Here is a 24,763-nt window from a genome sequence, read left to right on the forward strand (position 1 = left end):
GCAGTTCGCCCCTCTAGTTTTTTGTTTTCGCATCGCTTTATGCACAAAACCGGTTCCCACTTTTGCGCGCGATGCTCTAGGGTCTGCTGCGACGGGGGTGGGCATCGATGGCCGGACCAGAACAGATGTCGGACGAACAACTGGCTGCGGCGCATCGCGCGCTGCTGGCCGGTCGCGACGTGCAATTCGACATGATGCCCGCACCCGGCCGTCCGCCGCCGCCCGCCTGGCTCAAGGCGCTGGGCGAATGGCTGGAATGGGCGCTGGCCCCGGTCGGCCGCTTCCTGCGCTGGATCGGCGGCTTCATGCCCGAAGCGCCCTATGCCCGCATTGTCCTGTGGACCATCATCGCCGCGCTGGCGCTACTGATCCTCTGGATCGTGGTGGACCGGGTGCGTCACGGCGTGTGGCGCTTGCCGCGCTGGCGGCGGCGTCGTTCGGCTGTTGCGGTGGATGCGGCGGAAGAGGACTGGACGCCCGACGCCGCCCCCGCGCGCGCCTGGCTGGACGAAGCCGATGCGCTCGCCGCGCAGGGCGATTATGCCCAGGCGGTGCATCATCTCCTGCTGCGCAGTGTTGAGGATATGGCGCGTCGCCGTCCGCACATCGTCCGCCCGGCGCTCACCAGCCGCGACCTTGCCCGCGCCGATGGCATTCCGTCCGCGCCGCGCCGCCTGTTCGCGGAAATCGCAGCTGCAGTCGAGCGCAGCCTGTTCGGCGGCCGCCCGATCGACGCGGACGAATGGGGCCGCTGCCGCCATGCCTATGCCGATTTCGCCCAGACACGGAATTGGCCAAGGGAGCGGACGGCATGAGCGACATCGCTATCGCCCCGCAACCGGCAGACGCCGCGCTGTTCCGCGGCCGCACCGTCGCGTTGATGCTGGCGATCGGCATTGCCGGTTTCGTCGCCATGCTGGTGCTGGGCGCCTATGCGCCCGACCTGCGATCGGGCCGCAATGGCGGCGCGCACGCCTTGTCCAACGCCGTGACCGGCTATGCCGGCCTGGTCAAACTCGCCGAAGCGACCGGCCGCAACCCTCGCATCATCCGCAACGTCCATGACTTCGAAACCGAAGACCTGCTGGTGGTTACCCCCGAAACGGGCGCGACCGACATCAGCCAGGCCCTGATCCAGCGCGCCACCCGACCGACCCTGTTCATCCTGCCCAAATGGCGCACCGTGCCGGATGAGGATCATCCCGGCTGGGCCCGCTATCAGGGGCTGATCCCGCTCTACGAGCCGATCGGCGTTCTCGCGCCCGGCGTCCGCTTCACCATGCGCCAATATCGCAGCGGCGGCGGCGTCTTAACCTCCAACGGCATCCCCGGCCGCTTCCGGGAGCCGCGCCCGATCAAGGTCATCACCGGCATCGATCCGACCAACAAGCAGCAGCAGGATCGCTGGCGAAATCTCACCCCGCTGCTCACCGACGCCAAAGGCGGCATCGTGCTGGCGCGGGTGGGGGAAGGGCCGCTTTATGTGCTGGCCGATCCCGACCTGCTCAACAATCGCGGCATGAAGGATCTGGGCCAGGCCCGGTCCGCGCTGGTCCTGCTCGACTGGATGAACAGCACCGATCCCGACGGCATCGCCTTCGACGTATCGATGAATGGCCTCGGCCATTCGCGCAGCCCCTTGAAATTGCTGTTTGAACCGCCTTTCCTGGCGATGACGCTGGCGATCGCCACTGCGCTGTTGCTCGCCGGCCTCCACGCCTTCGGTCGCTTCGGCCCGCCGCGCGCCCGGACCCGCGCCGTCGCCTTCGGCAAGAGTGCGCTGGTCGACAATAGCGCGCTGCTGATCCGCAAGGCGGGGCGCGAAGCCCGCCTCGGTGGCCGCTATGCCGCCGCCATGCGCGACCGCGCGGCGCGGGCCTTCGGCGCGCCCGCCCGTCTGCGGGACGGCGAACTCGACCAATATCTCGATAGTTTTAAGGGCGCGCACCGCTTCACCGACCTCATGCAGGCGGCGCAAGCAGCAAGCGACCGGCACAGCCTGCTCGACGCGGCGCAGGCGCTCCATGATTGGCAAAAGGATAAGAGCAGATGACGGTAGAAGAGGTTCAGGCGCTCGGCCAGGCCATCAAGCAACAGGTCGCCCGTGCGGTCGTGGGGCAGGACTCGACCGTCGACCTGATGCTCGTCGCGCTCTTTTCGGGCGGGCATATCCTGCTGGAAGGACCGCCCGGCACCGCCAAGACGCTGATCGCGCACAGCTTCGCCCGCGCGCTCGGCCTCGATTTCGGCCGTATCCAGTTCACGCCGGACCTGATGCCCGGCGACATCATCGGCGCCAATCTGTTCAACTTCCAGACCAGCCAGTTCAGCCTGACGCGCGGCCCCATCTTCACCGAATTGCTGCTGGCCGACGAAATCAACCGCACCCCGCCCAAGACGCAGGCGGCCCTGCTGGAGGCGATGCAGGAACGCACCGTCACCATTGACGGCGAAAGCCTGGCCTTGAGCGACCGTTTCATGGTCGTCGCCACGCAAAATCCGATCGAGCAGCAGGGCGTCTATCCCCTGCCCGAAGCGCAACTCGACCGTTTCCTCTTCAAGCAGAGCGTCGATTATCCCAGCGCTGCGGAGGAGCGCAAAATCGTCGCCACCCATGGCGCACGCACCAATGCGATGACGCCCGAAGCATGGGGTGTCGCCCCGGTCGCCGACGCCGCCCGCATTGCGGAGGCCATTGCCGTCGTGAACGGCGTGCGGCTGGTCGACGAAGTGATCGACTATATCCTCGCCCTCATCCGCGGCACCCGCGACGTCGCCGATCTCGAAAGCGGCGCATCCCCCCGCGCCGGCGCGATGCTGGCAGGCGCAGCGCGCGCCCGCGCGGCGCTGGACGGCCGCGATTTCGTGATCCCCGACGACGTGAAGGCGCTGGCCCCGGCGCTGCTGCGCCACCGCCTCATTCTGTCACCGGCCGCCGAAATCGACGGCCGCCGGATTGAGGATGTCGTGACCGGCATCATCGACATGATCGAGGCGCCGCGCTGAGCGCCCCGCCATGACCAACCGCCCATGATCTATCCCACCCGCAATGCCATATGGACGGCGGCGGCCGGCGCGCCTGCGACGCTGCTCGTCGCCCTGCTGGTGCCGGGCCGCTGGTATGCCGCGCTCGCCTGGCCGGTCGCGGTGCTGCTCGCGACGCTCGCCGACGCGCTGCTGGGCAGCCGTCCGGCGCAGGCCGCGCTGCGCCTCGACCTGCCCCGCACCGCCAGCGTGGGCGCGCCGGTGGCGGCGACGGTGCATGTGACGATCACGGGCGCACCCCCGGCCCGCGCGCAACTGCTGTTGGAAACCGGACCATTGCTGGAACCGGACGATGAGGACGGCCTCTGGATCGACCTCCAAGCGGGCAAGGCGTCGGCCGCCATCCCGCTGCGCACCGTCCGGCGCGGCACGGCGCGGATCGGGCAGGGCTGGCTGCGCTGGAAAGGGCCGCTCGGCCTCGTCTGGAAGCAACGGATCGTCCCGCTCGACGCAACGATGGCGATCCTGCCCGACATCCGTCCGGTGCGCGATCGCGGCGCACAGATATTCCAGCGCCACGCCTTGCAAGGCCTGATGGCGCAGGTCGATCGCGGCGATGGCGCGGATTTCGACGCGCTGGTCGAATTCCGCTCCGGCATGGACCGGCGCGCGATCGACTGGAAGCAATCCGCCCGCCACAGCAAATTGCACGCCAAGGAATTCCGCTCCGAACGCAACAACCAGATCGTCTTCGCAATCGACGCCGGCCGCCAGATGAGCGAGCCGGTGGCAGGCCTCAGCCGCCTCGACCGCGTTGTGTCGGCCACGCTGCTCACCGCCTGGATCGCGCTGAAACTGGGCGACCGGGTCGCGCTCCACGCCTTCGATTCGCGCCCGCGCATCGCCAGCGGGCTGGTGTCGGGGGCCGCCGCCTTCGGCGATCTCCAGCGCCTGGCTGCGCAGATCGACTATAGCGGGGAGGAGACCAACTACACCCACGCCCTCACGACGCTGGCGACGCGCCTCACCCGCCGTTCGATGATCGTCCTCTTCACCGAATTCACCGACCTCACCTCCGCCGAATTTCTGGTCCGCGCCGCCGGCCGCCTGGTCGAAACCCATCTCCTGTTGATCGTCGTCTTGCGCGACGAGGAACTGGAATCTATTCTCGACCGCCGCCCGCGCAGTGCCGACGACGTCACCCGCGCCGTCACCGCCGCCGCGCTGCTGCGCGATCGGCTGACCGTGCTCACGCGCCTTCGCCATCTGGGCGCCCATGTCATCGAAGCCGAACATGATCGCGTCGCCGACCGGCTGGTCCAGGGCTATGTCGACCTCAAACGGAGGAACCTGCTATGAGCGCGCTCGTCGACGGGCGCGCCGCCGCCCCACTGGTCAACACGACCCGCTTCCGCGTTGCGCATGAAGGCGAATGGGACCGGCTGGACCAGCTCGTCACCCGCATGGAAAAACGCTCGGTCCGCGCCCTGTCGGAAGATGACATCCTCGCCTTGCCGCTGCTGTATCGCTCGGCCCTGTCGTCGCTGTCGGTGGCGCGCGAAACCTCGCTCGACCGGGCGCTCGTCACCTATCTCGAACAGCTTTGCACCCGCGCCTATTTCCAGCTTTACGGCGTGCCGGACACCGCGACGCGCCAACTCGGCCGTTTCTTCGCGCGCGACTGGCCCATGAGCGTCCAGGCGCTCTGGCGCGAAACCCTCATCTGCCTCGTCCTGACGGTGGCAGGCGTCATCGCCGGCTGGTCGCTCGTCGCTACCGATCCCAGCTGGTATTACAGCATCATTCCCGACGCGATGTCGGGCGGGCGCGATCCCTCTGCCAGCGCGGCAACGCTGCGCGCCACCATCTACGGCGCGCAGGAGGGCGGCGGCCTCGCCACCTTCGCCGCCTATCTGTTCACCCACAACAGCCAGGTCGCGATCTTCGCCTTCGCCCTGGGCTTCGCCTTCACCGTGCCGACCGTGCTGCTGCTCCTCTATAACGGCCTCACTCTGGGCGCGATGCTCTGCCTGTTCGCCAGCAAAGGGCTGGGCCTCAATTTCCTGGGCTGGCTCACCATCCATGGTTCGACCGAAATGTTCGCTATCATCCTGGCTGGCGCGGCGGGTATGAAGATCGGCACGGCGGTTGCCTTCCCCGGTCGCGAGGCGCGCACGCAAGCCGCCGTCATCGCCGGGCGCAGCGCCGCCATCGCCATGGCGGGCGTCGTCCTCATGCTGCTGGTCGCAGGCCTGCTCGAAGGGATCGGGCGGCAGACGGTCCAGTCGGACGTGATGCGCTACGGCATCGGCGTCGTGGCGCTGCTCGGCTGGCTCGCTTATTACTATCTCCCTCGTCGCCGGGAGGGTGAAGATGCGCTGGCGGCGTAACCGCGCGCCAAAAGCGCCCGCCTCCCTGCGGCGCAGCTTCGTCACGCCCGAAGGCGTCGACCTGCGCCTCGAACTGGCCAGCGCCGGATCGCGCGCCGGGGCCTTCATCCTCGACATCCTCATCCTCTTCATCAGCCTGATCCTCGCCACGATCGCGATCGGCCTGCTCGGCATCGCCCAGGCGCGGGCTGAAATCTTTATGATCCTCTGGCTGGTCGGCGCCTTCATGCTGCGCAACGGCTGGTTCATCCTGTTCGAAATGGGCGGGCGGGGCGCGACGCCTGGCAAGCGGCTGCTCGGCCTGCGCGTCGTCGCGCGCGACGGCGGGCGGCTGACCGGTGGCGCGGTGATCGCCCGCAACGCCATGCGCGAGATAGAGGTCTTCCTGCCGCTGTCCTTTCTGGGCAAGCAGGCGGCCGATGGCGCGGCCGACGGTTTCCTGACCCTCTTCGCCTTGTGCTGGACCGGCATCTTTCTCTTCTTCCCGCTGTTCAACCGCGACCGGCTGCGGGTGGGGGATCTGCTCGCAGGCACCTGGGTCGTGAACAATGTGCGATCGAAACTAGGCGCGGACCTGGTCGCGGCCCGCGCGGAACAGCCGCGCCGCAGCTTCACCGACGCCGCGCTCGATCTCTACGGCATCTACGAACTCCAGACACTGGAAAATGTGCTGCGCGATGGGCAGGATGATGCAATCGCCACCGTCGCCGCCACGATCCGGCGCAAGGCCGGCCTGCCGGACGACGGCGATGACCATGGCTTCCTCTCCGACTATTATGCCGCGCTCTGCGTCCGCCTCGAACGCGCCATGCTGGTCGGCCGCCGCCGCGAGGACAAGCATGGGACGGTGAGCCGCAAATAGAATATCCGTCATTGCTTCGCTACGCCCGCAATGACGATGTTTGATTATCCCGGCAGCGCGATCATCGAAATCTGCCGCCCATAATCGCTCTCGCTCCGATGGCAGGACCGGCGATAGCTGTAGAATCGGTCCGGCTGGCTATAGGTATCCTCGTCCAGCATCGCGATCCGTCCGACGCCCGCCCCCGCCAGCCGCGCCGCGACATAGGCGGCGATGTCGAACTGGCAATGACCCGCCCTGCCTGGCGTGAAGAAGCGCTCATTGGCCGCGTCCTCCTCGGCGAAGTGGGCCGCGAAATCGTCCGTCACCTCATAGGAGACGCGGCCGATGCACGGCCCGATCGCGCAGGCGATTCGCGCGGGATCGGCCCCCAGCGCCACCATCGCCTCGATCGTCCGGTCGGTCACGCCCCCAATCGCGCCCTTCCACCCCGCATGGGCCGCGCCCACAACACCTGCATCGACATCGGCGAACAGCACCGGCACGCAGTCGGCGGTCAATATCCCCAGCACGAGTCCAGGCCGGTCCGTCACCATCGCATCGGCGCCCGGCCGATCGGCTTCGGCGATCGGCCCGCTCACCGTCACCACATCGGCCGAATGGACCTGATGCACCGTCACCAAAGTTGCGCCGGGCAGCAATGCGTCGCGCGCCAGATCGCGATTGCGCAGAACCGCTGCGCGCTCGTCCGCCGATCCCAGGCCGACATTCAACCCCGCATGTACCCCCCTCGACACGCCGCCACGCCGCCCGGCAAAGCCATGGGGCACGGCGTCCAACCCCGGCGCGCGCAGCAATTCGATCATCCTCAACGGCTCCTTCTATCGCGTCCCACCCTTGGACGCGCATGTCGCACGCACGCAACATACTTGCGCATGGCGGATTAGGCGATAGTCTCCCGTCCATAGCTCAACCGGGGCGGCGTCGCGTCGCCCGAGCAGAACAAATGAGTGTAAAGGGCATCATCCATGATTTTCGGGCGCGTTAAGTCTCTCGACGCCATATTGGCGACGGCCGAGAAGAAATCGCTGCACCGGTCGCTGGGCGCGTTCCAGCTGACCATGTTGGGCATCGGCGCCGTCATCGGCACCGGCATCTTCGTCCTGACGGCGGAGGCCGCGCAAAAGGCGGGGCCGGGCATGATGCTCTCCTTCGTCATCGCCGGCTTCGTCTGCGCGGTCGCCGCGCTCTGCTACGCCGAAATGGCCGCCATGGTGCCGGTATCGGGTTCGGCTTACACCTACAGCTATGCGGTCATGGGCGAACTCATCGCCTGGATGGTCGGCTGGGCCCTGATCCTGGAATATGCGGTCGCGGCCGGCGCGGTGTCGGTCGGCTGGTCTGGCTATGTCGTGGGCCTCATTGAACATACATTCCATATGGACATACCCGATCTGCTGACCCGCGGGCCGTTCGACGGCGGCGTGGTCAATCTGCCCGCCATGCTGATCGCGGGCCTTGTCACCTGGCTGCTGGTCATCGGCACGAAGGAAAGCGCGTCCGTCAACGCCGTGCTGGTGCTGATCAAGGTCGCGGCGCTCACGATGTTCATCGTCCTCGCCCTGCCGGTCATCAATATGGAAAACTTCACCCCCTTCGCCCCGCTCGGCTTTTCGGGCATTTCGGCCGCCGCCGCCTCGATCTTCTTTGCTTATGTGGGCTTCGACGCTGTCTCCACCGCCGCTGAAGAAACCAAGAACCCCCAGCGCAACATGCCGATCGGCCTGATCGGTTCGCTCGGCATCTGCACCATCTTCTACATGCTGGTCGCCGCCGGCGTCATCGGCACCGTCGGCGCGCAGCCGGTCGCAGGCCCGGCGGGCGAAATTCTGGCTCCCGGTTCGACCGCCCTGTCACAGCAATGCGCCGCGCTCGCCGCGGCCGGCACCGAAGCCGTCACCTGCTCGAAGGAAGCGCTGGCCTGGACCCTGCGTGAAATCGGCTGGCCCCAGATCGGCAACCTGCTCGGCCTCGCCGCCGGCCTGGCGCTCCCCTCGGTCATCCTGATGATGATGTTCGGCCAGACCCGCATCTTCTTCGTCATGAGCCGCGATGGCCTGCTGCCTGCGATGTTCTCGAAGGTCCATCCCACCTACAAGACGCCCTATGTCATCACCATCCTGACCGGCATCTTCGTGGCGCTGTTCGCCGCCTTCTTCCCGGTCGGCATCCTGGCGGACATCTCCAACTCCGGCACGCTCTTCGCCTTCGCCGCCGTGTCGATCGCCGTGCTGCAACTGCGCAAGACCGACCCCAGCCGCAAGCGGCCGTTCCGCACGCCTGCAATCATGGTGACCGCGCCGATTGCGATCCTGGGCTGCCTCTATCTCTTCTGGAGCCTGGGCGTCGAAACCAAGCTTATGTTCGTCGGCTGGGCGGCGATCGGCCTGCTGGTCTATTTCGGTTACAGCCGCAGCCGCAGCCATGTCGGACGCGGCGTCGTGGACGTGGCGGAGGATGATGCGAACATCCCGCCCCAGCCGGTGCCGCCGATGCCCGGCGCACCCACGCCAGGCGGCAAGGACGCCTGATCGCAGACGACACAGGACAGAAAAAAGGGGGCGGTTTTTCCGCCCCCTTTTTTCCGCTCACGCCATTGCCCTTTAGGCGAGACGACGACCCACTGCTCGTACTGAGTAGGGGATAAGCCTTTCGAGTGAGCTGCCTATCGCGCGTTGGGAACGCCCTGAATCTTCCAATAGATCAATATCATAGCGTTCGGGCTTTGCGGCAAACGCGTATCGCGAAAACCCCGAACCCCATCAATGAAAGTCGATTTCCACATCGCGCAGCCCGCCATGATGGGGCCGGGTGAACAGCTTGCCGCGTTCGGCCCAGATCACGATCAGGAACGACCCGATGCCAAACACCAGCAATCCGGTGGTGAAGGGCAGGGTGGTGCCGTCGAAGGAGAGTCCAACGACACTGCCCAGCGCACTCGACAGCGCCGTCGTCAGAAACGCCTGGAAGGAGGAGGCGACGCCGGCCCCCTTGTGGAACGGCTCCATCGAAATCGCGCTGAAATTGGACGCTGTGAAGGATACCGTCATCATCGTCATCGCCTGCAGCACCATGAAGGTGACCAGCGTCTCCATGCCCGCGAGTATCACGGTCAGATGGATCGCGGCGATCAGGATGAAGGCGATCAGCGCGCTCTGGCTCATCCGCCGCGCGCCGAATCGCTGCACCAGCCGGCTGTTGATCAGGCTGCCGATGCCCATGCACCCGGCGATCGCGGCAAAGGCGATCGGGAAGATATGCTGGGCCTGGAACACGTCGAAGAATATCTGCTGGACCGACAGGATGAAGCCGATCAGGCCGCCCATCACCACGCCGCTCGCCAGCATATAGCCGATCGAACTGCGCGTGCGCATCACCATGCCCACGGTCTGCATCAGCGATCGCACCGTGATCCGCATCCGGTTTTCCGGCAGCAGCGTTTCGGGCAGGCGAACCGTCATCCAGATCAGAACCATGCTGGCCAGGATCACCAGCGCCCAGAAGATCCAGCGCCACGGCGCGATCCACAATATCGCCTGGCCGAAACTGGGCGCCATCACCGGGATCAGCATGAATACCGCGAAGATCAGCGACATCACCCGCGCCATCGCGTCGCCCTTGAACCGGTCGCGCACGATGCCGACGGTAATCACCCGGCTCGCCCCAGCGAAGAATCCGGCGCTGGCCCGACCCACCAGCATCATGGTGAAACTTTGCGCACTGGCGCAGGCGATGGAGGAAAGGATGAACAGCGCCATCGCCCAGCCCAGCACCCTTTTGCGCCCATAACGGTCCGACAGGACGCCAAAGAGCAACGATCCAAAGCCCAGCCCCAGAAAATAGACGCTGATGATAAGCTGCCGGTCATTGGGATGCGCTATGGCCAGATCACGCCCGATTTCCGGCAGCGCTGGCAACATCGGGTCGATCGACAGCGCGTTCATCGCCATCAGGCAGGCGCATAGCAGCACGAATTCGCGGAACTGGATGTCCTTGCGCGCTGGGGCGGGCGAAGCAGGGGGGACGGGACTCATATGGGGCGCTATGCGGGCATCGGCCCGATGATGCCAGTCCCAATCCGCCACTGATCGCAAGAAGTGCGCTGCGGCATCAACCCTGGACACGCGCCGATTACCTTACCGCCACAGCAACATGGGAAAAATGGCGTTAACCATTTTTTATCGCTTCCCGGTCAAACCTGCTGTTCGTGGAAAAGGGGGTCCAGATCCATTGCATTAGGATAGGAACAGGGGAACATCACATGGGCAACAGCATCAAGAGCGCAGAATTTCTCATGGCGGCCCGCCTGTCGCGGGCGGCTTATGGTTCGGCGGAAGACTGTTTCGACCTGGGCGTAGCCTATAGCTGCGGCACCGGCGACCTGCCGATCGATCTGGTCGAAGCGCATAAATGGTTCAACCTCGCGGCGCTGCGCGGCAACGAGCAGGGCCAGTCGATGCGCGCCGAAATCGCCGAGGAAATGACCGCGCGCGAAATCGCCGAAGCGCAGCGCCAGGCCCGCGCTATGATCGCCGCCAGCCAGTTGCGCGCCGCCTGATCAGGCGCCCTTTCTGAACGGCGTCCGTTCGGCCAGCCACATCCGGTCCTGCTGAACGCCCGCGCGTTCGGCCGTCAGGAAATCGGCGATAGCCCGGCGGAAACCCGCGTTGGGGATATAGTGCGCGGAAAAGGTAGGTTCGGGCGCATAGCCCCGCGCCAACTTGTGCCCACCTTGCGCGCCCGCTTCCACCTTGTGGAGTCCGCGCGCGATCGCCGCGTCGATCGCCTGATAATAGCATAGCTCGAAATGCAGGTTGGGCACGTCTTCGACGCAACCCCAATAGCGCCCGTACAGCGTATCCGCGCCGATCAGGTTGAGCGCGCCCGCGATCGCCCGCCCGTCGCGCAACGCCAGGATCAGCAGCGTCCGCTCGCCCATCGTCTCGCCCAGGATCGAGAAGAAGGCGCGGGTCAGATAGGGCTGCCCCCATTTGCGCGCGCCGGTATCCTGGTAAAATTCCCAGAAAATATCCCAATGCGCCTCTGTCAGGTCGCGGCCGGTCAGATGGACGATCTCCAGCCCCTCGACCGCGCGCGCCCGTTCCTTGCGGATATTCTTGCGCTTCTCGCTCGACAGGTCGGCCAGGAAGTCAGTAAAGCCGCCATAGCCGCGATTGGTCCAGTGAAACTGGCTGTCCTCCCGGATCAGCCAGCCCGCCGCCTCGAACAGCGGCACCTGCTGCGGCGCGACGAACGTCGCATGGGCCGACGACAGGCCGTTGCGCTCCACCAGCGTCTCGATCCCCGCGATCAGGGCGGGGGCCATAGTGTCGTCGCGCAGCAGCAGGCGGGGGCCAGGGACAGGGGAGAAAGGCGCGGCGATCTGGATCTTGGGATAATAACGCCCGCCCGCTCGCTCCCAAGCGTCGGCCCAACTATGGTCGAACACATATTCGCCCTGGCTGTGGCTCTTGCCATAGGCCGGCGCGGCCGCCGCGATGCGGCCGTCCGGTCCGTCCACCACGATCGGCAGCGGTTGCCAGCCAGTGCCTTCGCCGACGCTGCCGGATCGCTCCAGGGCGAAAAGAAAATCCCAAGATATGAATGGGTTATCACATCCTGCGCAAGCATCCCACTGCTCCCGATCAAAATCCGCAACCCCCGATGCGACCCGCGCCACGACTTCAGTCATGGGCATGATCGAAGATGATCTGGTCGGCATGGGCGGCGGCCCGCGCGCGATCGGCGGCGCTGCGCACGGTCCATGTCAGCACGGGCAGTCCTCTTGCGCGAAAGCGGCGGGACAGGCGGGAAGGCAGGTCGCGTATATCACAGGCCAGAAAATCGGGTTTCGACAGCCAAAGCGCAAGGGCGCGTTCGATGCCGCCGCGAATCCGCCCCTTGCCCTGCTGCGTCACGACAAGGCCGTACAACTGTCCAACTCCCTGTCGCACGAACCAGCGTATCGCCCACGGATTGAACGACATGACCGCGACCGCTGCATCGGGCCATGCAGCCAGGTCGCGCGCCACCGCTGCGCAGACGCGCCGGACATGCCGCCCCTCCGCCTTGATCTCGACCAGCAACGGCACTTGGCCCTCGCACCGCGCCAGCAGCGCTGACAGGCGCGGGATCGCGCCGCCATCGGGCAGGGTGAGACGGTCAAGCGCCACGGCATCCAGCGCCGCGACCGCTTCGTCCCGCCCCGCCATCCGCATCAATGTCGCATCGTGAAAGACAAAGGCGACGCCATCCCGGCTCGCCCAGACATCACATTCGATGCCATAGCCTGCGGCGATGGCGGCATCGAACGCTGCCATCCCATTCTCGCTCACGCCGCCGCCATGTAATCCACGATGGGCGAAAGGGCGACCGGTCGGAAAATCAAGCCTGCGCTTTGACAAGCACGACCGCGTCGATCTCGACCACCGCGCCCAGCGGCAGCACTGGCACGCCGACCGCGCTGCGCGCATGTTTGCCCGCTTCGCCGAACACTTCGACCATCAGTTCCGACGCGCCATTGGCGACCTTGGGCTGGTCGGTGAAGGTCGGCGCGCTGGCGATGAACGCGCCCAGCTTCACGATCCGCTCAACCCGGTCGAGCGATCCCAGCGCCGACTTCATCTGGGCGATGAGGTTCAGCCCGCAGACGCGGGCGGCGGCGACGCCATAGTCCAGGTCGCGGTCTTCACCCAGCCGACCGGTCATCAGCCCGTCGGGGGCCAGCGCGATCTGGCCGGAAATATGCAGCAGGCCGCCCGCTTCGACCGCCGCGACATAGGCGGCGACAGGGGCGGCGGCTTGGGGCAGCGTAATCCCCAGTTCGGTCAGGCGGGCGTCTATGCTCATGCGGTAGCTCCTTGGCTTGCGTCTATATCGGCGGGGGCCGGCCCCTCGGCCAGCCTGTCCCTGATCCATTGTTCGGCGGCCACCCAATTGTCGATCCGGGCATGGGCGTGGGTGGCGTCGGCCACGTTTCCGGCGATGGCCGGTTCGCCGACCATATGCAGCCGCCACACGCCCGGCGCATGGATGGCGACGGATTTATGATGTTCGGCCAGATCGTCTATAAACAGGGCGACGCTGGCCTCCCTCTCCGCCACGATCTTGGCCAGCGGCGGCCCTTTGCCGCCCTGGTTCCAATGGACCGGCAGGGTCAAGCCATGGGTCGCCAGTTGCGCGGATCGCGCCTGCTGGTGCCGCTCGGTAATATTGGTCAGCACGACGATGTCGGCGACGTTAGACAGTCGCTGCAACGCCTCCACCGCGCCCGCGATCGGCGTCTGCCGGTGCATTTCCGTCTCGAAAAAGCCCAGCAGCAACTCCCATACCAGTGCCCGCTCGACCACTGCGCCGCTATCCTTGTGCCGCAGCGCTTCGGCAAAGCCGCGGTCATGCATGTCGAAATGCACGTCATGCACCTCATTCAGCCAGGCGCGAAACGGCACGACCATGTGCAACAGCACCTCGTCGCAATCAGTGATGATCAGCGGGCGGGTCATGGGTTCAATCTCTCCTGCGCCGCGATCAGCGCGGCGGGTGTGGTGTCGATCGCCTGCGCGCAGGCGATCAGGTCCGGCTCATGATCGGCCAGAAAGGCCAGCACTGCGCTCAATATGGCGGGATCATCGATGCCGGCGCGCAACGTATCGACGTCGAGGCCCGTCAGCGCCAGCAACCGGTCCGCCCGCTGTCCATCGCCCAGCGTCCACACCAGCGCCATCAGCCCCAAAGTGGCGGAATCGGAACTGCTGTCCGGCTTGCCATTATCTGTATCCGGTCGCATGATTGGCTTTCTGGGCGGGGTGGGTGTAGTGCGCTCCCAATGCATTTTCGGACCGCGGGTGACTGGTGGCAAAGCGCGTGCTCGTTGTCGAGGACAACGAACTCAATCTCAAACTTTTTTGCGACCTGCTGCGCGCGCACGGGCATGAGGTGTTGCCGCTGCGCGACGGCCGCGACGTGCTGGCGCAGGCGCAGGCCTTCCTGCCCGACCTTGTCATCACCGACATCCATCTGCCCCATGTCAGCGGCCTCGACCTGATCGTCTCGCTCAAGGCTGATGATCGCCTGTCCGCCGTCCCGATCATGGCGGTCACCGCCTATGCCGGGCATGGCGACGAAGATCGGATTCGCGCCGCGGGCGCCCAGGCCTATGTGTCGAAGCCGATCTCCGTGTTGCGCTTCGTCGAGCAGGTGAACGCCCTGCTGTAACGCGTCCGACGGCCTCGTCACGGCACTGTCATATCCTTTTCATGCTCACGACTTCGTTTCGAAGCCTTGCCGTCATCCCGCTCTGTCACCTCGCTGCCCTAAGGGCGCGGTGTTCCGCCGACAGCCCTGCGAACACTACAGGGGTAGAATCCATGTCTCATCTGACCGACGAGGCGCGCGCGCCATATCGCGCCGCGCAGCCCACCATCGATATGGGCGACCAGAGCCTGGAGGCGATCATCGCCGCCAATCCGGGCCGCCGCTCCGTGCTGAAGAACGGCCTGCTCGGCCTGTCGATCCTGCCTATGCTCGGCACGCTGGCCGCCTGTGGCGACGACGATGACGATTCGAGCACGCCCACCCCTACGCCGACCCCCCCGCCCACCCCGGCGCCCAGCTACAGCATCAGCTTCGCGCCTGTCGCCGCCAACATGAACGACACCGTGACCGTGCCCAACGGCTATACCGTCGATGTTCTGCTCAAGGCTGGCGACTCGGTCGAAACCGGCACCCCTTATTCGGGCAGCTTCCCGACGGCGGCCGTTGCCGAAAAATGGGCCGGCGGCAACCATGACGGCATGGAATATTATGAACTGTCCGGGACCGACGCGAATGGCGGCGGTCTGCTGGCGATCAATTTCGAACTGCCCGACTTTAACATCCTGTTCGCCAACGGTCAGCCCGATCCTGTCACCGCGACGGCCGAACAGCGTGCCATCGCCCTTTCGGCCGTGGGCGTTGGCGTCGTCGAAATCGCCAAGGGTGCCGACGGCAAGTGGGGCGTCAAGGCCGGTTCTAAATATAACAAGCGCTACACCGGCAACAGCATCTACCGCGCCAGCGGCCGCGCCGCCGGCCTGCTCTCGACGTCGATCAAGGGCACGCTGAACAATTGCTCGTCGGGCCGGACCCCCTGGGGCACCTATCTGACCTGTGAGGAATCGACCGAAAACTATCTCGATCCGTCGCAGCCTGAAGAAAATTACGGCTGGGTGGTCGAAATCGACCCCTATCAGGAACTGGACGCTGCGACCAAGCGCACCGAGCTTGGCCGTTTCGACCATGAAAACACCGCCTATATGGCTGACAGCAACAGCCGCGTCGCTTTCTACATGGGCCATGACGGTACGCCGGGCTGCATATACAAATTCGTCTGCGACCGTGCTTTCAGCAGTAGCAACCGCGCCCAGAACCGCGACATGCTCGACCATGGCACCCTCTATGTCGCGCGCTTCAACGCGGATGGCACCGGGGAATGGCGCGCTCTGGTGCAGGGTCAGAACGGCCTTGTCGTCGGTGCGACCGATCCCGGCAATGTCAGCCAGAGCGTGACCCCGCCCGCCCCCGTAAAGGTCGACTTCAACAACCAGGCGGACGTATTGATCAACACCATCTCGGCCGCCCGCGTCGCTGGCGGCACGGTCATGGACCGTCCAGAATGGATCACGGTCGCGCCTGATAACAGCGCCGTCTTCGTGACGCTGACCAACAACAGCAGCCGCCGCGTTACAGACGCCGCCAACCCGCGCACGGTCAACCGCCACGGCCACATCATCAAGTTCAAGGAAGAGGGCAATTCGCCGCTCGCCATGAAGTTCAGCTGGGAAATCTTCCTGCTGGCGGGTGATCCGAAACTGGCCGGCTTTGGCGACAAGCTGGAAGGCAATATCAACGGCGACACCTTCTCCAGCCCAGACGGCATCCGCATCGACCCCAAGGGCCGTCTATGGGTCCAGACCGATCACAGCGTTCCCGGTTCGTCCGGCGATCCGGCGCGCACGATCGAGGATATCTTTGGCCAGAACGCGATGTTCTACATCGACCAGACCACCAAGAAGTCGTCGCGCTTCCTGGTCGGGCCAAAGGGCTGCGAGATCACCGGCCTTGCCTATACGCCGGACCTCAAGACCTTCTTCGTGAATATCCAGCATCCCACCGGCAACTGGCCGGTGTCGGGTCAGCAGCCGCGCTCCTCGACCATCGTCGTGCGCCGCACCGACAGCCAGCCCGTGGGCAACTAATCACGACCAAATTCCCCTCCCGCTCGCGGGCGGGGGGGGGGTAGGGGAGGGCCTGTCATGGTCCTCCCTTTTTCGTCTAACGCAGCAACAGGAAAAGGCCCGCTCCCACAAGGGGACGGGCCTTTTCCTGTTTCGAAAACCGAAAGATCAAGCGCGCGGGCAGGAAGCCCGCAGCGGCTTACTTGATCTTGGCTTCCTTGAATTCGACATGCTTGCGCACGACCGGGTCGTACTTGCGGAAGCTGAACTTCTCGGTCTTGGTGCGCGGGTTCTTCTTCGTGACGTAGAAGAAGCCAGTGTCAGCCGTGCTGACGAGACGAATCTTGACGGTTGCCGGCTTGGCCATGGCCCTATTCCCTGGTCGTAATTGCGTAAAAAGATAGAGCGGCCCCTGCGGACCGCCCCGTTTCAGCCGTGGCCCTTGGGGCAGATTCGGCTCCATGTCAAGGCTGGGCATCCTATCGGGTGCCCCGACCTGCGCCCTTTACACGCCTTTAACCAATCCGGCGCATGATCGCTTGCGGGGCGATAAGACGGGGGTTCCCATGCGACATGATCCGATGCTGGCCATATTGGCGGACCTGATGCGCAGGGTCGACGGGCTGGCGAACCAGCGCGGCCATCTGTCGGTGCCGCGCCTGCACGACGAACTCGACCAGATTCGCCATATCGCGCGCGCCTTTCGTCTCGACACCGTTGAAGGATTGGCCAGCACGCTCGAATCGGCGCTGTCGCTCCATGGCCTTGGTCCGATCGTCCTTTCCTATCTCGACCTGATGCGTGATGCCATCGCCCAGGATATGCCGGTGACGGATATCGTGTCGATGCTCCCGCAGGCGATACCGTCCGCCACCGTCCACGCCCTGCGCGCCTGATTCGCGCCGCCGATGGACGCCCTGCTGATCGCCCTGCTCGGCTGCCTGCTCGGCGAAATCGGCGACAAGAGCCAATTGCTCGTCCTTGCGCTCGCCACCCGCTACAATCGCAACGGCGCGGTCATCGCCGGCATCGTCGTCGCGGCTGCCGCCAACGCCGTCATCTCCGCGTTTGCCGGCGCCTGGATCGGGCCGATGCTCGGCGCGGACGCCCGGCTGCTCTTCATGGCGCTGTCCGTCGTCTTTCTGGGCGCAGGCCTGTTCTGGTCGCCCTCCGCGCCTGATCCGCTCGCCGGCTGGCCGACCGGCGCGTTCCTGACCACCGCGCTCGGCCTCTTCATCCTGGGCTTTGGTGACGGCCCGCAATTCCTGATCCTGGGGGTCGCCACCCGGACCGCCGATCCGATGCTGGCCGGCATCGGCGGCACGATCGGCGTCATTGCCGCGCTGGTCCCGGTCGTGCTGCTGCGCGACCGCATCCTGGCGGTGCTGCCATTGCGGGCGATCCGCTGGACTGGCGGCGCGCTGCTGCTGCTGGCGGGCGGCGTGATGGCGCTGGTTGCGACCGGTCTGGTCTGATCGACCCGCTCCATCAGGCTGATCGGATATTCCGCCCGTAAAAAATTGGCACCATCTGCGCGCCCGATCATTATATATCCGAAATCATTTTTCGAACAGGAGCACAGTGCATGACCGCGCCCGATCTGAAGACCCCGACCGACCTTAAAAGCAATGCGACCAAGTCCGTGGCCGACGCGCTCAACGGCGCGCTGGCGGACAGCTATGCGCTGTATCTCAAGACCAAGAATTTCCACTGGCATGTCTCCGGCCCGCACTTCCGCGACTATCATCTGATGTTCGATGAGCAGGCGACGGAAATCCTGGGCACGACCGACCTGATCGCCGAACGCGTGCGCAAGACCGGCAACACCAGCCTGCGTTCGATCGGCGACATTTCCCGCCACCAGACGATCAAGGACAATGACGCGGAATTTGTCAGCCCCGCCGACATGCTTAAGGAATTGCGCGACGACAATCTGTCGCTGGTCGAAACCTTCCGCGCGGTAAAGGCCGCCGCCACCGAAGCCGGTGACAACGCGACCGAAGGCATTGTCGATGACTGGACCGACCAGGCCGAACAGCGCGCCTGGTTCCTATTCGAAGCGGCCCGCGGCGCCTAAGCCGCCACGGAAACGCCATACAAAAAGCCCGCCGGTGCGAACCGGCGGGCTTTTTATTACAACGAACGGAAACGGGTCGAGTGAATGTCAGTCCTCGCCGACCGCCGCGATAGCCATGATCTCCACCGCCTCGCTCTTGCCCGCAAAGTCAACCGTCTCACCTACCTCCGCATCCATGATCGCGCGGGCAAGGGGAGAGGAAAAGCTGATCCGCCCCGCATTGGGATCGGCCTCATCGTCGCCGACCAGCGCCACCGTTTTTTCCTGCCGGTTCAGCCGATAGGTCACGCGCGTCCCGAATGCGACCGCATCACCCTCGGCCACAGGCTGCAACTGCGCCGTCGCCAGCCGCGTGCGCCAATAACGCAGCTCCCGCTTATGCTTTTTGGCCGCCTCTTCTTCCATCCCGCCAGTCTCGACGCCCTCCAGCGCCGCCACCTGCTCGCGCACCAGTCGCAGCCCGCGCGCCGTCACCCAATTGGGACCGGGCGGGATCGGCAGCTCGAACTTCGGCTCCATATGCTCGTCGTCGCTCTCGCGACGAAAGGCGACGCTCATGCAAACTCTCCAAACACATATAGGCCTACGAAGGCAGAAGTCCGGTCCCAACGCATGAGACTGGGCTTCTGCCTTCGTAGGCCTGTGATTTTCTCGTTAATCCTCGTCGAACAACCCGGCCAGTTGCTCGACCATCGTCCCGCCCAGTTGCTCGGCATCCATGATCGTCACTGCCCGCTTGTAATAGCGCGTCACGTCATGGCCGATGCCGATCGCCACCAGCTGCACCGGCGACCTGTTCTCGATCCAGTCGATCACCTGTCGCAAATGCCGCTCCAGATAGGTGCCGCTGTTCACCGACAGGGTGGAATCGTCCACCGGTGCACCGTCGGAAATCACCATCAATATGCGGCGTTCCTCATGCCGCGCGATCAGTCGACTATGCGCCCAGAGCAGCGCCTCGCCGTCGATATTTTCCTTGAGCAGCCCTTCGCGCATCATCAGGCCCAGATTCTTGCGCGCCCGCCGCCACGGATCGTCGGCCTTCTTGTAGACGATGTGGCGCAGGTCATTGAGACGCCCTGGCATCGGCGGCCTTCCGGCGGCCAGCCATTCCTCGCGGCTCTGCCCACCCTTCCACGCCCGCGTGGTGAAGCCCAATATCTCGGTCTTCACCCCGCACCGCTCCAGCGTGCGCGCCATGATGTCGGCGCTGATCGCCGCGATGCTGATCGGCCGGCCACGCATCGATCCGCTATTGTCGATCAGCAGCGTGACGACGGTATCGCGAAACTCGGTGTCGCGCTCGATCTTGTAGGACAGCGAATGGGTCGGATCGATCACGATCCGCGCCAGCCGCGCCGCATCCAGCATCCCCTCTTCCTGATCGAAGTCCCACGACCGCGACTGCTGCGCCATCAAACGGCGCTGCAAGCGGTTGGCGAGCTTCGTCACCGCGCCCTGCAAACTCACCAGCTGCTGGTCCAGGAACCCGCGCAACCGCACCAGCTCATCCTCGTCGCACAGCTCTTCGGGGCTGACGACCTCGTCGAACTTCAGCGTATAGGCCTTATAGTCGAACCCTGGCGGCAGGTCGGACAGCGGCCGGTTGGGCCGGACCGGCATCATGCCTTCCTCGCCCATATCGTCCGCTCCCGCGTCGCTGTCGGCGTCGAACTCGTCGCTATAGTCGGTGTCACCCTCTTCGGTGTCGCCGCCCTGGTCCTCGGCGCGGGCTTCAGCGTTCATGTCGCTGTCGCCGGACTCGTCCTCGCCGCTGTCGCCTTCGTCCTGCTGGTCTTCCTCGTCCTCGCTTTCGTCCTGCGATTCGGGCTCATCCGTATCCGGCGGCACATCCGCGTCGATCAGCTGCAAATGCTCCAGCATCGCCGTCGTCAGCCGCTGAAAGGCGCGCTGGTCGTCGATCGCCAGGCCCAGAGCGTCAAGGTCGCTACCGGCCTTGTCCTCGATCCACTGGTCGACCATGGCGACGCCCGCTGCCACATCCTTGGGGATCGCCTGGCCCGTCAGCCGCTCGCGCACCTTGAGCGCCAGCGCGGTCGACAGCGGCACCTCATCGGCGGATCGCGCCCGGCGGATCGCGTCGGATTTCAGCCGCAAGTCGAGCGCATGGTTGAGGTTGGCGCGCACGCCCTCCATCGACCGCGAACCGATCGCCTCGACCCGCGCCTGCTCGACCGCGTCGAACACCGCGCGCGCGACGGCTTCTCCGGGCGCGGAATTGGCATGCACCTTGGCGTTATGATGGCGCAGCTTCAATGCGGACGCATCGGCGAAACCGCGCGCCAGCGCCACCTGATCGGCGGGCAGGGCGCGGCTGGGCGTCGGCACCTTGATCGCCTTGCCTGCGGCATGGGGCGTGTCAGCGGTGAAGCCGACATCCACTTCGGCGTCGCGCGTCATCGCCCGAGCCGCGCCGGACAGCACATCCTTGAATGCGTCGAGGGGAGAGCGTTCGGTCATGCTTCCAGCAAAGCCTCGCACAAGGCCGCGCGCGCCGCTGCATCGACGCCCAGCAGATCGCGCAAATAGCCGTGGATGCCGCCATGCGCGGCGTCGAACTGCGCGAACAACGCCTCCAGATAGGCCGCGTCGGCGATCAGCAGCGGCTCCACCACATCGGCCCTGGCCTGTTGCAGCTTGCTCAGATGGCTCTCGCCCTGCGCCAGCCGCCACGCCCAGTCGGCATGGCTGTTGGTCAGCAGATAATCCTCGACGATGACCTCGCGCGACACGCCCAGCGCCGCCAGGATCATGGCCGCGCCCGCGCCGGTACGGTCCTTGCCGGCCGAACAGTTGATGAGGATAGGCAGCCGCCCGTCCAGCATCTGCGCGAACATAGCGCGATAGGCTTCGGCATGGTCGGTCGCGATTTCATGATAGACGTTCAGCATCGCCGCCCGCATGTCCGCCGCGGTCGTCCGGTCTTCGCGCACCAGGTCCATCAGCACGCCGGTCGCGCCGCTATAGTCGCGGCAATAATAATCGACGTCTGCGTCATGCCAGCTGGTCGGTTCGGACCTGCGTTCGCCGGGGCGGCGGAAATCGCATATCGCCTTGATGCCCAGCGACTGCAATTGCGCGCTGTCCTCCGGCGTCAGCAGCGCCATCGTGCCGGATCGGTACAACATGCCGCGGCGCACCCGTCGGCCGTCCATCGTAGGATAGCCACCGAAATCGCGCAGGTTGAACGCGCTAGCCAGCGGCAATCCGCGCCGCTCCATCATCGCCCCGCCGCTCATGGCCGCTCCGCCTCACCGACGCGGGGCACGGCGATGGTCTCGATCTGCGTCTCCACCTCGGCCATCAGCTTGTGGATGGGACATTTGGCCGCGACCGCGATCAGCTTGTCATGCTGCTCGTCGCTCAATGGCCCGGACAGCGCGATACGCGTCGTCAGCTTGTAGATGCCCTTGCGCTCCTGGCTCGCGTCGCGGACCACGCCGACATGGATGTCCTCCACCGGAATGGCGTTGCGCTGCGCATACCACAGCATCGTCATCGCCTTGCACGCGCCCAGCGCGGCGTCATACAGGTCATGCGGGTCCGGCCCGGCGTCATCGCCGTCGGGCGCGGACATGTCGGCAACGATCTCATGCCCCCGGATGCTGATCCGGTGCGCGGTCCCGTCCGCATCAATCCGTTCGACGACGATCATGGCAAACTCCCGCCTAAAGGCCGGCGCGAACGATCAGTTCGCCCGGCTCGCCACGCTCTCCGGCAGATCCTTGCCGAACACGCGCTGATAATATTCCGCGACCAGCGCTCGTTCCGCCTCGTCGCATTTGTTGAGGAAGCTCAGGCGGAAGGCGAAGCCGACATTCTTGAATATCAGCGCATTCTGCGCCCAGCTGATCACCGTACGCGGCGACATGACGGTCGAAATATCGCCGTTGATGAAGCCCTGCCGCGTCAGTTCGGCGACCTTGATCATATTCTCGACTTCCTTGCGGCCGCCTTCATGATCATATTCGCCCGACTTGGCCAACACCACCTGCGCCTCTGTCGCGGCGGGCAGATAGTTCAGCGCCACAACCAGATTCCAACGGTCCATCTGGCCCTGGTTGATCTGCTGCGTGCCATGATAGAGGCCCGTCGTGTCGCCCAGGCCCACCGTGTTGGCGGTCGCGAACAGGCGGAAATGGGGGTTCGGGCGGATCACGCGATTCTGGTCGAGCAGCGTCATCTTGCCATCCGTCTCCAGCACGCGCTGGATCACGAACATCACGTCGGGGCGACCGGCATCATATTCGTCGAACACCAGAGCGACCGGGCGCTGCAACGCCCAAGGCAGCAAGCCTTCCTTGAACTGCGTCACCTGCTGCCCGTCCTGCAGCACGATGGCGTCGCGCCCAACCAGGTCGATACGGCTGATATGCGCGTCCAGGTTGATGCGGATGCACGGCCATTTCAGGCGCGCGGCGATCTGCTCGATATGGCTCGACTTGCCGGTGCCGTGATAGCCCTGCACCATGACGCGGCGGTTGAACGCAAAACCGGCCAGGATCGCCAGCGTGGTGTCGGGATCGAACACATAGGCGGGGTCGAGGTCCGGCACGCGCTCGTCGGCCTGGCTGAACGCCGGGATCTTCATGTCGACGTCGATGCCGAACATGTCGCGGGCATCGACTTCGCGGTCGGGCGCTTCCAGCAGCGTTTCGGCGCGGGTGTCGGGCTGGACGTTGGAAATATCGGTCATCGGGTCATCATCTTCCTGCGAGTCATCTCCGCCCTAAACGATCCATGAAGGCGATGTCGAGAGAGTGGGGGCGAGGCGCGCCCGGATCAAGCTGCCCATTCCGCCAAATTGGCTTCGTCGCCGATCAGCGCAAGCCCATGGGCGATGGAGGTCAGTTCGCCCCCGGTCGCCAGCCGATCCTGCCCGAAGCGCCTGCGGAAAATGTCGCGGATCGCGGGGATCAGAGACGATCCGCCGGTCAGGAACACCCGGTCGATGGCATCAGGCGCGACATTGGCCTTGGCCAGCGCCTTGTCCACGGTCTCCTCGATCCTTGCGATGTCGGGCGCGATCCAGCGTTCGAAATCGGCGCGCGTGACGGCTTGCTCGATCTCCAGCCCGCCGCCCGAAAAGCGGAAGGTGGCGCTTTCGCTCTCCGACAGCGCCCGTTTCAGCGCACCGACCGCATCATAAAGCGGATAGCCCAGTTCCTTTTCGATCACGGTTATCATCCGCCCGATCGCGGCTGGCTCCTTCGCATTCTTCTGCAACCGCGCCAATTCGTCCATCGTCCGCCGGTTGCGCATCAGGGCAAGGCGCGACCAGTCGGCGAAATCGGCGAAATAGCTGCGCGGTATCTCCAATTCCTTGCCGAAACTCTGATAACTGCCGCCCTTGCCCAGCATCGGCAGCACCAGATGATCGAGGATGCGATAGTCGAACCGGTCGCCCGCCAGCCCGATACCGGTCGATCCCAGCGGCACGCAGCGCCGTGCCGCGCCCGGCGCCTCGACCCGGACTAGCGAAAAATCGCTGGTGCCGCCGCCGAAATCCGCGACCAGGATGGTCGCCGCCGCAGTCAGCCTGCTGGCATAGCTGAACGCCGCGCCCAGCGGCTCATAGACATAATGAACCTGCGTGCCGAACCCGGCGAACATCGCGTCGTATCGTTTGCGCGCCAGCGCTTCGTCCGGCCGCGACCCGGCATATTCCACCGGCCGCCCGACCACGATCCGGTCGGGCCGCCTGTCCAGCGCACCGCCCGCATGGCCGACCATCCGATTGAGGAACATCTGTCCCAACTCCTCGAAACGAAACCGCTTCTCGAACACATTGGCCGTCTCGAAGATCGGACTTGCCGCCACCGACTTGAAGGATTGCAGGAACCGGCTGTCTTCGGGATACTCCATATATTCCGCGATTGCCCATGGCCCGGCCTCATGCGCCATGCCGCCCTTCACTGCTTCGTCATGCCAGAAGCACAGCGCGGACCGAAACACCGCGCCGGTCGCCTCTTTCCCGGCAAATTCGACCAGCCGCGACTCCCCTCCGCCAGCCAATGCAGCCACGCTGTTGGTCGTGCCAAAATCGAGACCCAGCGCGCGGGGCACCTGCTGCATGAACATCTCCAGGGGAATTTGACGGCCGCGCGCTATGACAGCCCCGTCCTGTCGGGGCAAGGGCAGGCCTGTCCTACATTGCGCCAATCTGTCATCATCAAATCTGTTCGCGGGCATTTCCCGCCATCGCGATCAGGCA

Annotated in this window: 27 protein-coding genes; 13 read left to right on the forward strand and 14 right to left on the reverse strand. The window is 65.2% G+C overall.

Annotation, left to right across the window (positions count from 1 at the left end):
* Positions 1 to 107: 107 nt before the first annotated feature.
* From CEQ44_RS22800 to CEQ44_RS22825, 6 genes are read left to right on the forward strand one after another with little or no spacing between them, the layout of a single operon-like run.
* On the forward strand, positions 108 to 815 hold the full coding sequence (locus tag CEQ44_RS22800) for a DUF4129 domain-containing protein (protein ID WP_088183431.1): 708 nt from the start codon (positions 108 to 110) through the stop codon (positions 813 to 815).
* The gene (locus CEQ44_RS22805; protein ID WP_088183482.1) at positions 812 to 2,053 is read left to right on the forward strand and encodes a hypothetical protein; all 1,242 of its coding nucleotides are present in this window, start codon (positions 812 to 814) and stop codon (positions 2,051 to 2,053) included. The genes CEQ44_RS22800 and CEQ44_RS22805 overlap by 4 nt, the downstream gene beginning before the upstream one ends.
* Positions 2,050 to 3,006 (forward strand): MoxR family ATPase, encoded by a 957-nt coding sequence (locus tag CEQ44_RS22810; RefSeq protein WP_088183432.1) that lies wholly within the window; start codon positions 2,050 to 2,052, stop codon positions 3,004 to 3,006. The genes CEQ44_RS22805 and CEQ44_RS22810 overlap by 4 nt, the downstream gene beginning before the upstream one ends.
* Before the next feature lie 24 nt (positions 3,007 to 3,030).
* Entirely contained in the window at positions 3,031 to 4,344 is a 1,314-nt protein-coding gene (locus CEQ44_RS22815; protein WP_088183433.1) for a DUF58 domain-containing protein, read from the forward strand.
* A complete protein-coding gene (locus CEQ44_RS22820) occupies positions 4,341 to 5,375 on the forward strand; it encodes a stage II sporulation protein M (protein WP_088183434.1) in 1,035 nt (344 codons plus the stop codon). Before CEQ44_RS22815 ends, CEQ44_RS22820 begins: the two co-directional genes overlap by 4 nt.
* Positions 5,359 to 6,237, forward strand: a complete 879-nt coding sequence (locus CEQ44_RS22825) for an RDD family protein (RefSeq protein ID WP_088183435.1) — start codon at positions 5,359 to 5,361, stop codon at positions 6,235 to 6,237. The genes CEQ44_RS22820 and CEQ44_RS22825 overlap by 17 nt, the downstream gene beginning before the upstream one ends.
* A 44-nt stretch (positions 6,238 to 6,281) precedes the next feature.
* On the opposite strand, the gene pgeF is transcribed toward CEQ44_RS22825, so the two are convergent.
* Positions 6,282 to 7,043, reverse strand: a complete 762-nt coding sequence (gene pgeF, locus CEQ44_RS22830) for a peptidoglycan editing factor PgeF (RefSeq protein WP_088183436.1) — start codon at positions 7,041 to 7,043, stop codon at positions 6,282 to 6,284.
* 162 nt (positions 7,044 to 7,205) lie between these two features.
* On the opposite strand from pgeF, the gene CEQ44_RS22835 reads away from it, so the two are divergent.
* Positions 7,206 to 8,768 carry an amino acid permease gene (locus tag CEQ44_RS22835; RefSeq protein ID WP_088183437.1) on the forward strand — a complete coding sequence of 521 codons (1,563 nt, stop codon included), beginning with the start codon at positions 7,206 to 7,208 and terminating at the stop codon, positions 8,766 to 8,768.
* Between the two features lie 231 nt (positions 8,769 to 8,999).
* On the opposite strand, the gene CEQ44_RS22840 is transcribed toward CEQ44_RS22835, so the two are convergent.
* The gene (locus CEQ44_RS22840; protein WP_088183438.1) at positions 9,000 to 10,271 is read right to left on the reverse strand and encodes a multidrug effflux MFS transporter; all 1,272 of its coding nucleotides are present in this window, start codon (positions 10,269 to 10,271) and stop codon (positions 9,000 to 9,002) included.
* A 227-nt stretch (positions 10,272 to 10,498) separates the two neighbouring features.
* Here CEQ44_RS22840 and CEQ44_RS22845 point away from each other — a divergent pair, with 227 nt between their 5' ends.
* On the forward strand, positions 10,499 to 10,795 hold the full coding sequence (locus CEQ44_RS22845) for a hypothetical protein (protein WP_088183439.1): 297 nt from the start codon (positions 10,499 to 10,501) through the stop codon (positions 10,793 to 10,795).
* Here CEQ44_RS22845 and CEQ44_RS22850 read toward each other — a convergent pair whose 3' ends face one another.
* From CEQ44_RS22850 to CEQ44_RS22870, 5 genes are all read right to left on the reverse strand, one after another.
* Positions 10,796 to 11,929, reverse strand: a complete 1,134-nt coding sequence (locus tag CEQ44_RS22850) for a GNAT family N-acetyltransferase (protein ID WP_088183483.1) — start codon at positions 11,927 to 11,929, stop codon at positions 10,796 to 10,798.
* A complete protein-coding gene (locus CEQ44_RS22855) occupies positions 11,922 to 12,557 on the reverse strand; it encodes a glycerophosphodiester phosphodiesterase family protein (protein WP_254913671.1) in 636 nt (211 codons plus the stop codon). The genes CEQ44_RS22850 and CEQ44_RS22855 overlap by 8 nt, the downstream gene beginning before the upstream one ends.
* Before the next feature lie 64 nt (positions 12,558 to 12,621).
* The gene (locus CEQ44_RS22860) at positions 12,622 to 13,086 is read right to left on the reverse strand and encodes a RidA family protein (protein WP_088183441.1); all 465 of its coding nucleotides are present in this window, start codon (positions 13,084 to 13,086) and stop codon (positions 12,622 to 12,624) included.
* A complete protein-coding gene (locus CEQ44_RS22865; RefSeq protein ID WP_088183442.1) occupies positions 13,083 to 13,739 on the reverse strand; it encodes a hypothetical protein in 657 nt (218 codons plus the stop codon). Before CEQ44_RS22865 ends, CEQ44_RS22860 begins: the two co-directional genes overlap by 4 nt.
* Positions 13,736 to 14,023: a DUF3572 domain-containing protein gene (locus tag CEQ44_RS22870; RefSeq protein WP_088183443.1), complete on the reverse strand. Its 288-nt coding sequence runs from the start codon at positions 14,021 to 14,023 to the stop codon at positions 13,736 to 13,738. Before CEQ44_RS22870 ends, CEQ44_RS22865 begins: the two co-directional genes overlap by 4 nt.
* A gap of 65 nt (positions 14,024 to 14,088) precedes the next feature.
* Between CEQ44_RS22870 and CEQ44_RS22875 the strand changes: the two genes are divergently transcribed.
* Positions 14,089 to 14,451, forward strand: a complete 363-nt coding sequence (locus CEQ44_RS22875; protein WP_176400270.1) for a response regulator — start codon at positions 14,089 to 14,091, stop codon at positions 14,449 to 14,451.
* A gap of 152 nt (positions 14,452 to 14,603) precedes the next feature.
* Complete coding sequence (locus CEQ44_RS22880) at positions 14,604 to 16,472, forward strand: PhoX family phosphatase (RefSeq protein ID WP_088183444.1); 1,869 nt, start codon at positions 14,604 to 14,606, stop codon at positions 16,470 to 16,472.
* 178 nt (positions 16,473 to 16,650) lie between these two features.
* Here the strand turns inward: CEQ44_RS22880 and rpmG are convergent, their stop codons facing one another.
* Positions 16,651 to 16,818 (reverse strand): 50S ribosomal protein L33, encoded by a 168-nt coding sequence (gene rpmG, locus CEQ44_RS22885; protein ID WP_066599119.1) that lies wholly within the window; start codon positions 16,816 to 16,818, stop codon positions 16,651 to 16,653.
* A 199-nt stretch (positions 16,819 to 17,017) separates the two neighbouring features.
* Between rpmG and CEQ44_RS22890 the strand changes: the two genes are divergently transcribed.
* The 3 genes from CEQ44_RS22890 to CEQ44_RS22900 all read left to right on the forward strand — a co-directional run bounded on the left by CEQ44_RS22890 (position 17,018) and on the right by CEQ44_RS22900 (position 18,528).
* On the forward strand, positions 17,018 to 17,347 hold the full coding sequence (locus CEQ44_RS22890; protein ID WP_088183445.1) for a hypothetical protein: 330 nt from the start codon (positions 17,018 to 17,020) through the stop codon (positions 17,345 to 17,347).
* Between the two features lie 12 nt (positions 17,348 to 17,359).
* Positions 17,360 to 17,926, forward strand: a complete 567-nt coding sequence (locus tag CEQ44_RS22895) for a TMEM165/GDT1 family protein (protein WP_088183446.1) — start codon at positions 17,360 to 17,362, stop codon at positions 17,924 to 17,926.
* A gap of 110 nt (positions 17,927 to 18,036) precedes the next feature.
* Positions 18,037 to 18,528 carry a Dps family protein gene (locus CEQ44_RS22900; protein ID WP_088183447.1) on the forward strand — a complete coding sequence of 164 codons (492 nt, stop codon included), beginning with the start codon at positions 18,037 to 18,039 and terminating at the stop codon, positions 18,526 to 18,528.
* A gap of 87 nt (positions 18,529 to 18,615) precedes the next feature.
* On the opposite strand, the gene CEQ44_RS22905 is transcribed toward CEQ44_RS22900, so the two are convergent.
* The 6 genes from CEQ44_RS22905 to CEQ44_RS22930 form a co-directional block, all read right to left on the reverse strand.
* Positions 18,616 to 19,086 (reverse strand): GreA/GreB family elongation factor, encoded by a 471-nt coding sequence (locus CEQ44_RS22905; RefSeq protein WP_088183448.1) that lies wholly within the window; start codon positions 19,084 to 19,086, stop codon positions 18,616 to 18,618.
* A 96-nt stretch (positions 19,087 to 19,182) separates the two neighbouring features.
* Positions 19,183 to 21,009, reverse strand: coding sequence for a cobaltochelatase subunit CobT (cobT, locus tag CEQ44_RS22910; RefSeq protein ID WP_088183449.1), 1,827 nt, complete (start codon positions 21,007 to 21,009; stop codon positions 19,183 to 19,185).
* Positions 21,006 to 21,788: a tyrosine-protein phosphatase gene (locus CEQ44_RS22915; RefSeq protein ID WP_088183450.1), complete on the reverse strand. Its 783-nt coding sequence runs from the start codon at positions 21,786 to 21,788 to the stop codon at positions 21,006 to 21,008. Before CEQ44_RS22915 ends, cobT begins: the two co-directional genes overlap by 4 nt.
* Entirely contained in the window at positions 21,785 to 22,204 is a 420-nt protein-coding gene (locus tag CEQ44_RS22920) for an OsmC family protein (RefSeq protein ID WP_088183451.1), read from the reverse strand. Before CEQ44_RS22920 ends, CEQ44_RS22915 begins: the two co-directional genes overlap by 4 nt.
* Positions 22,205 to 22,237: 33 nt before the next feature.
* Positions 22,238 to 23,245: a cobaltochelatase subunit CobS gene (gene cobS, locus CEQ44_RS22925; protein WP_088183452.1), complete on the reverse strand. Its 1,008-nt coding sequence runs from the start codon at positions 23,243 to 23,245 to the stop codon at positions 22,238 to 22,240.
* 86 nt (positions 23,246 to 23,331) lie between these two features.
* On the reverse strand, positions 23,332 to 24,624 hold the full coding sequence (locus CEQ44_RS22930) for an Hsp70 family protein (protein ID WP_088183485.1): 1,293 nt from the start codon (positions 24,622 to 24,624) through the stop codon (positions 23,332 to 23,334).
* Positions 24,625 to 24,763 lie beyond the last annotated feature (139 nt).

The organism is Sphingobium sp. Z007, assembly GCF_900013425.1.
Taxonomy (GTDB): Bacteria; Pseudomonadota; Alphaproteobacteria; order Sphingomonadales; family Sphingomonadaceae; genus Sphingobium.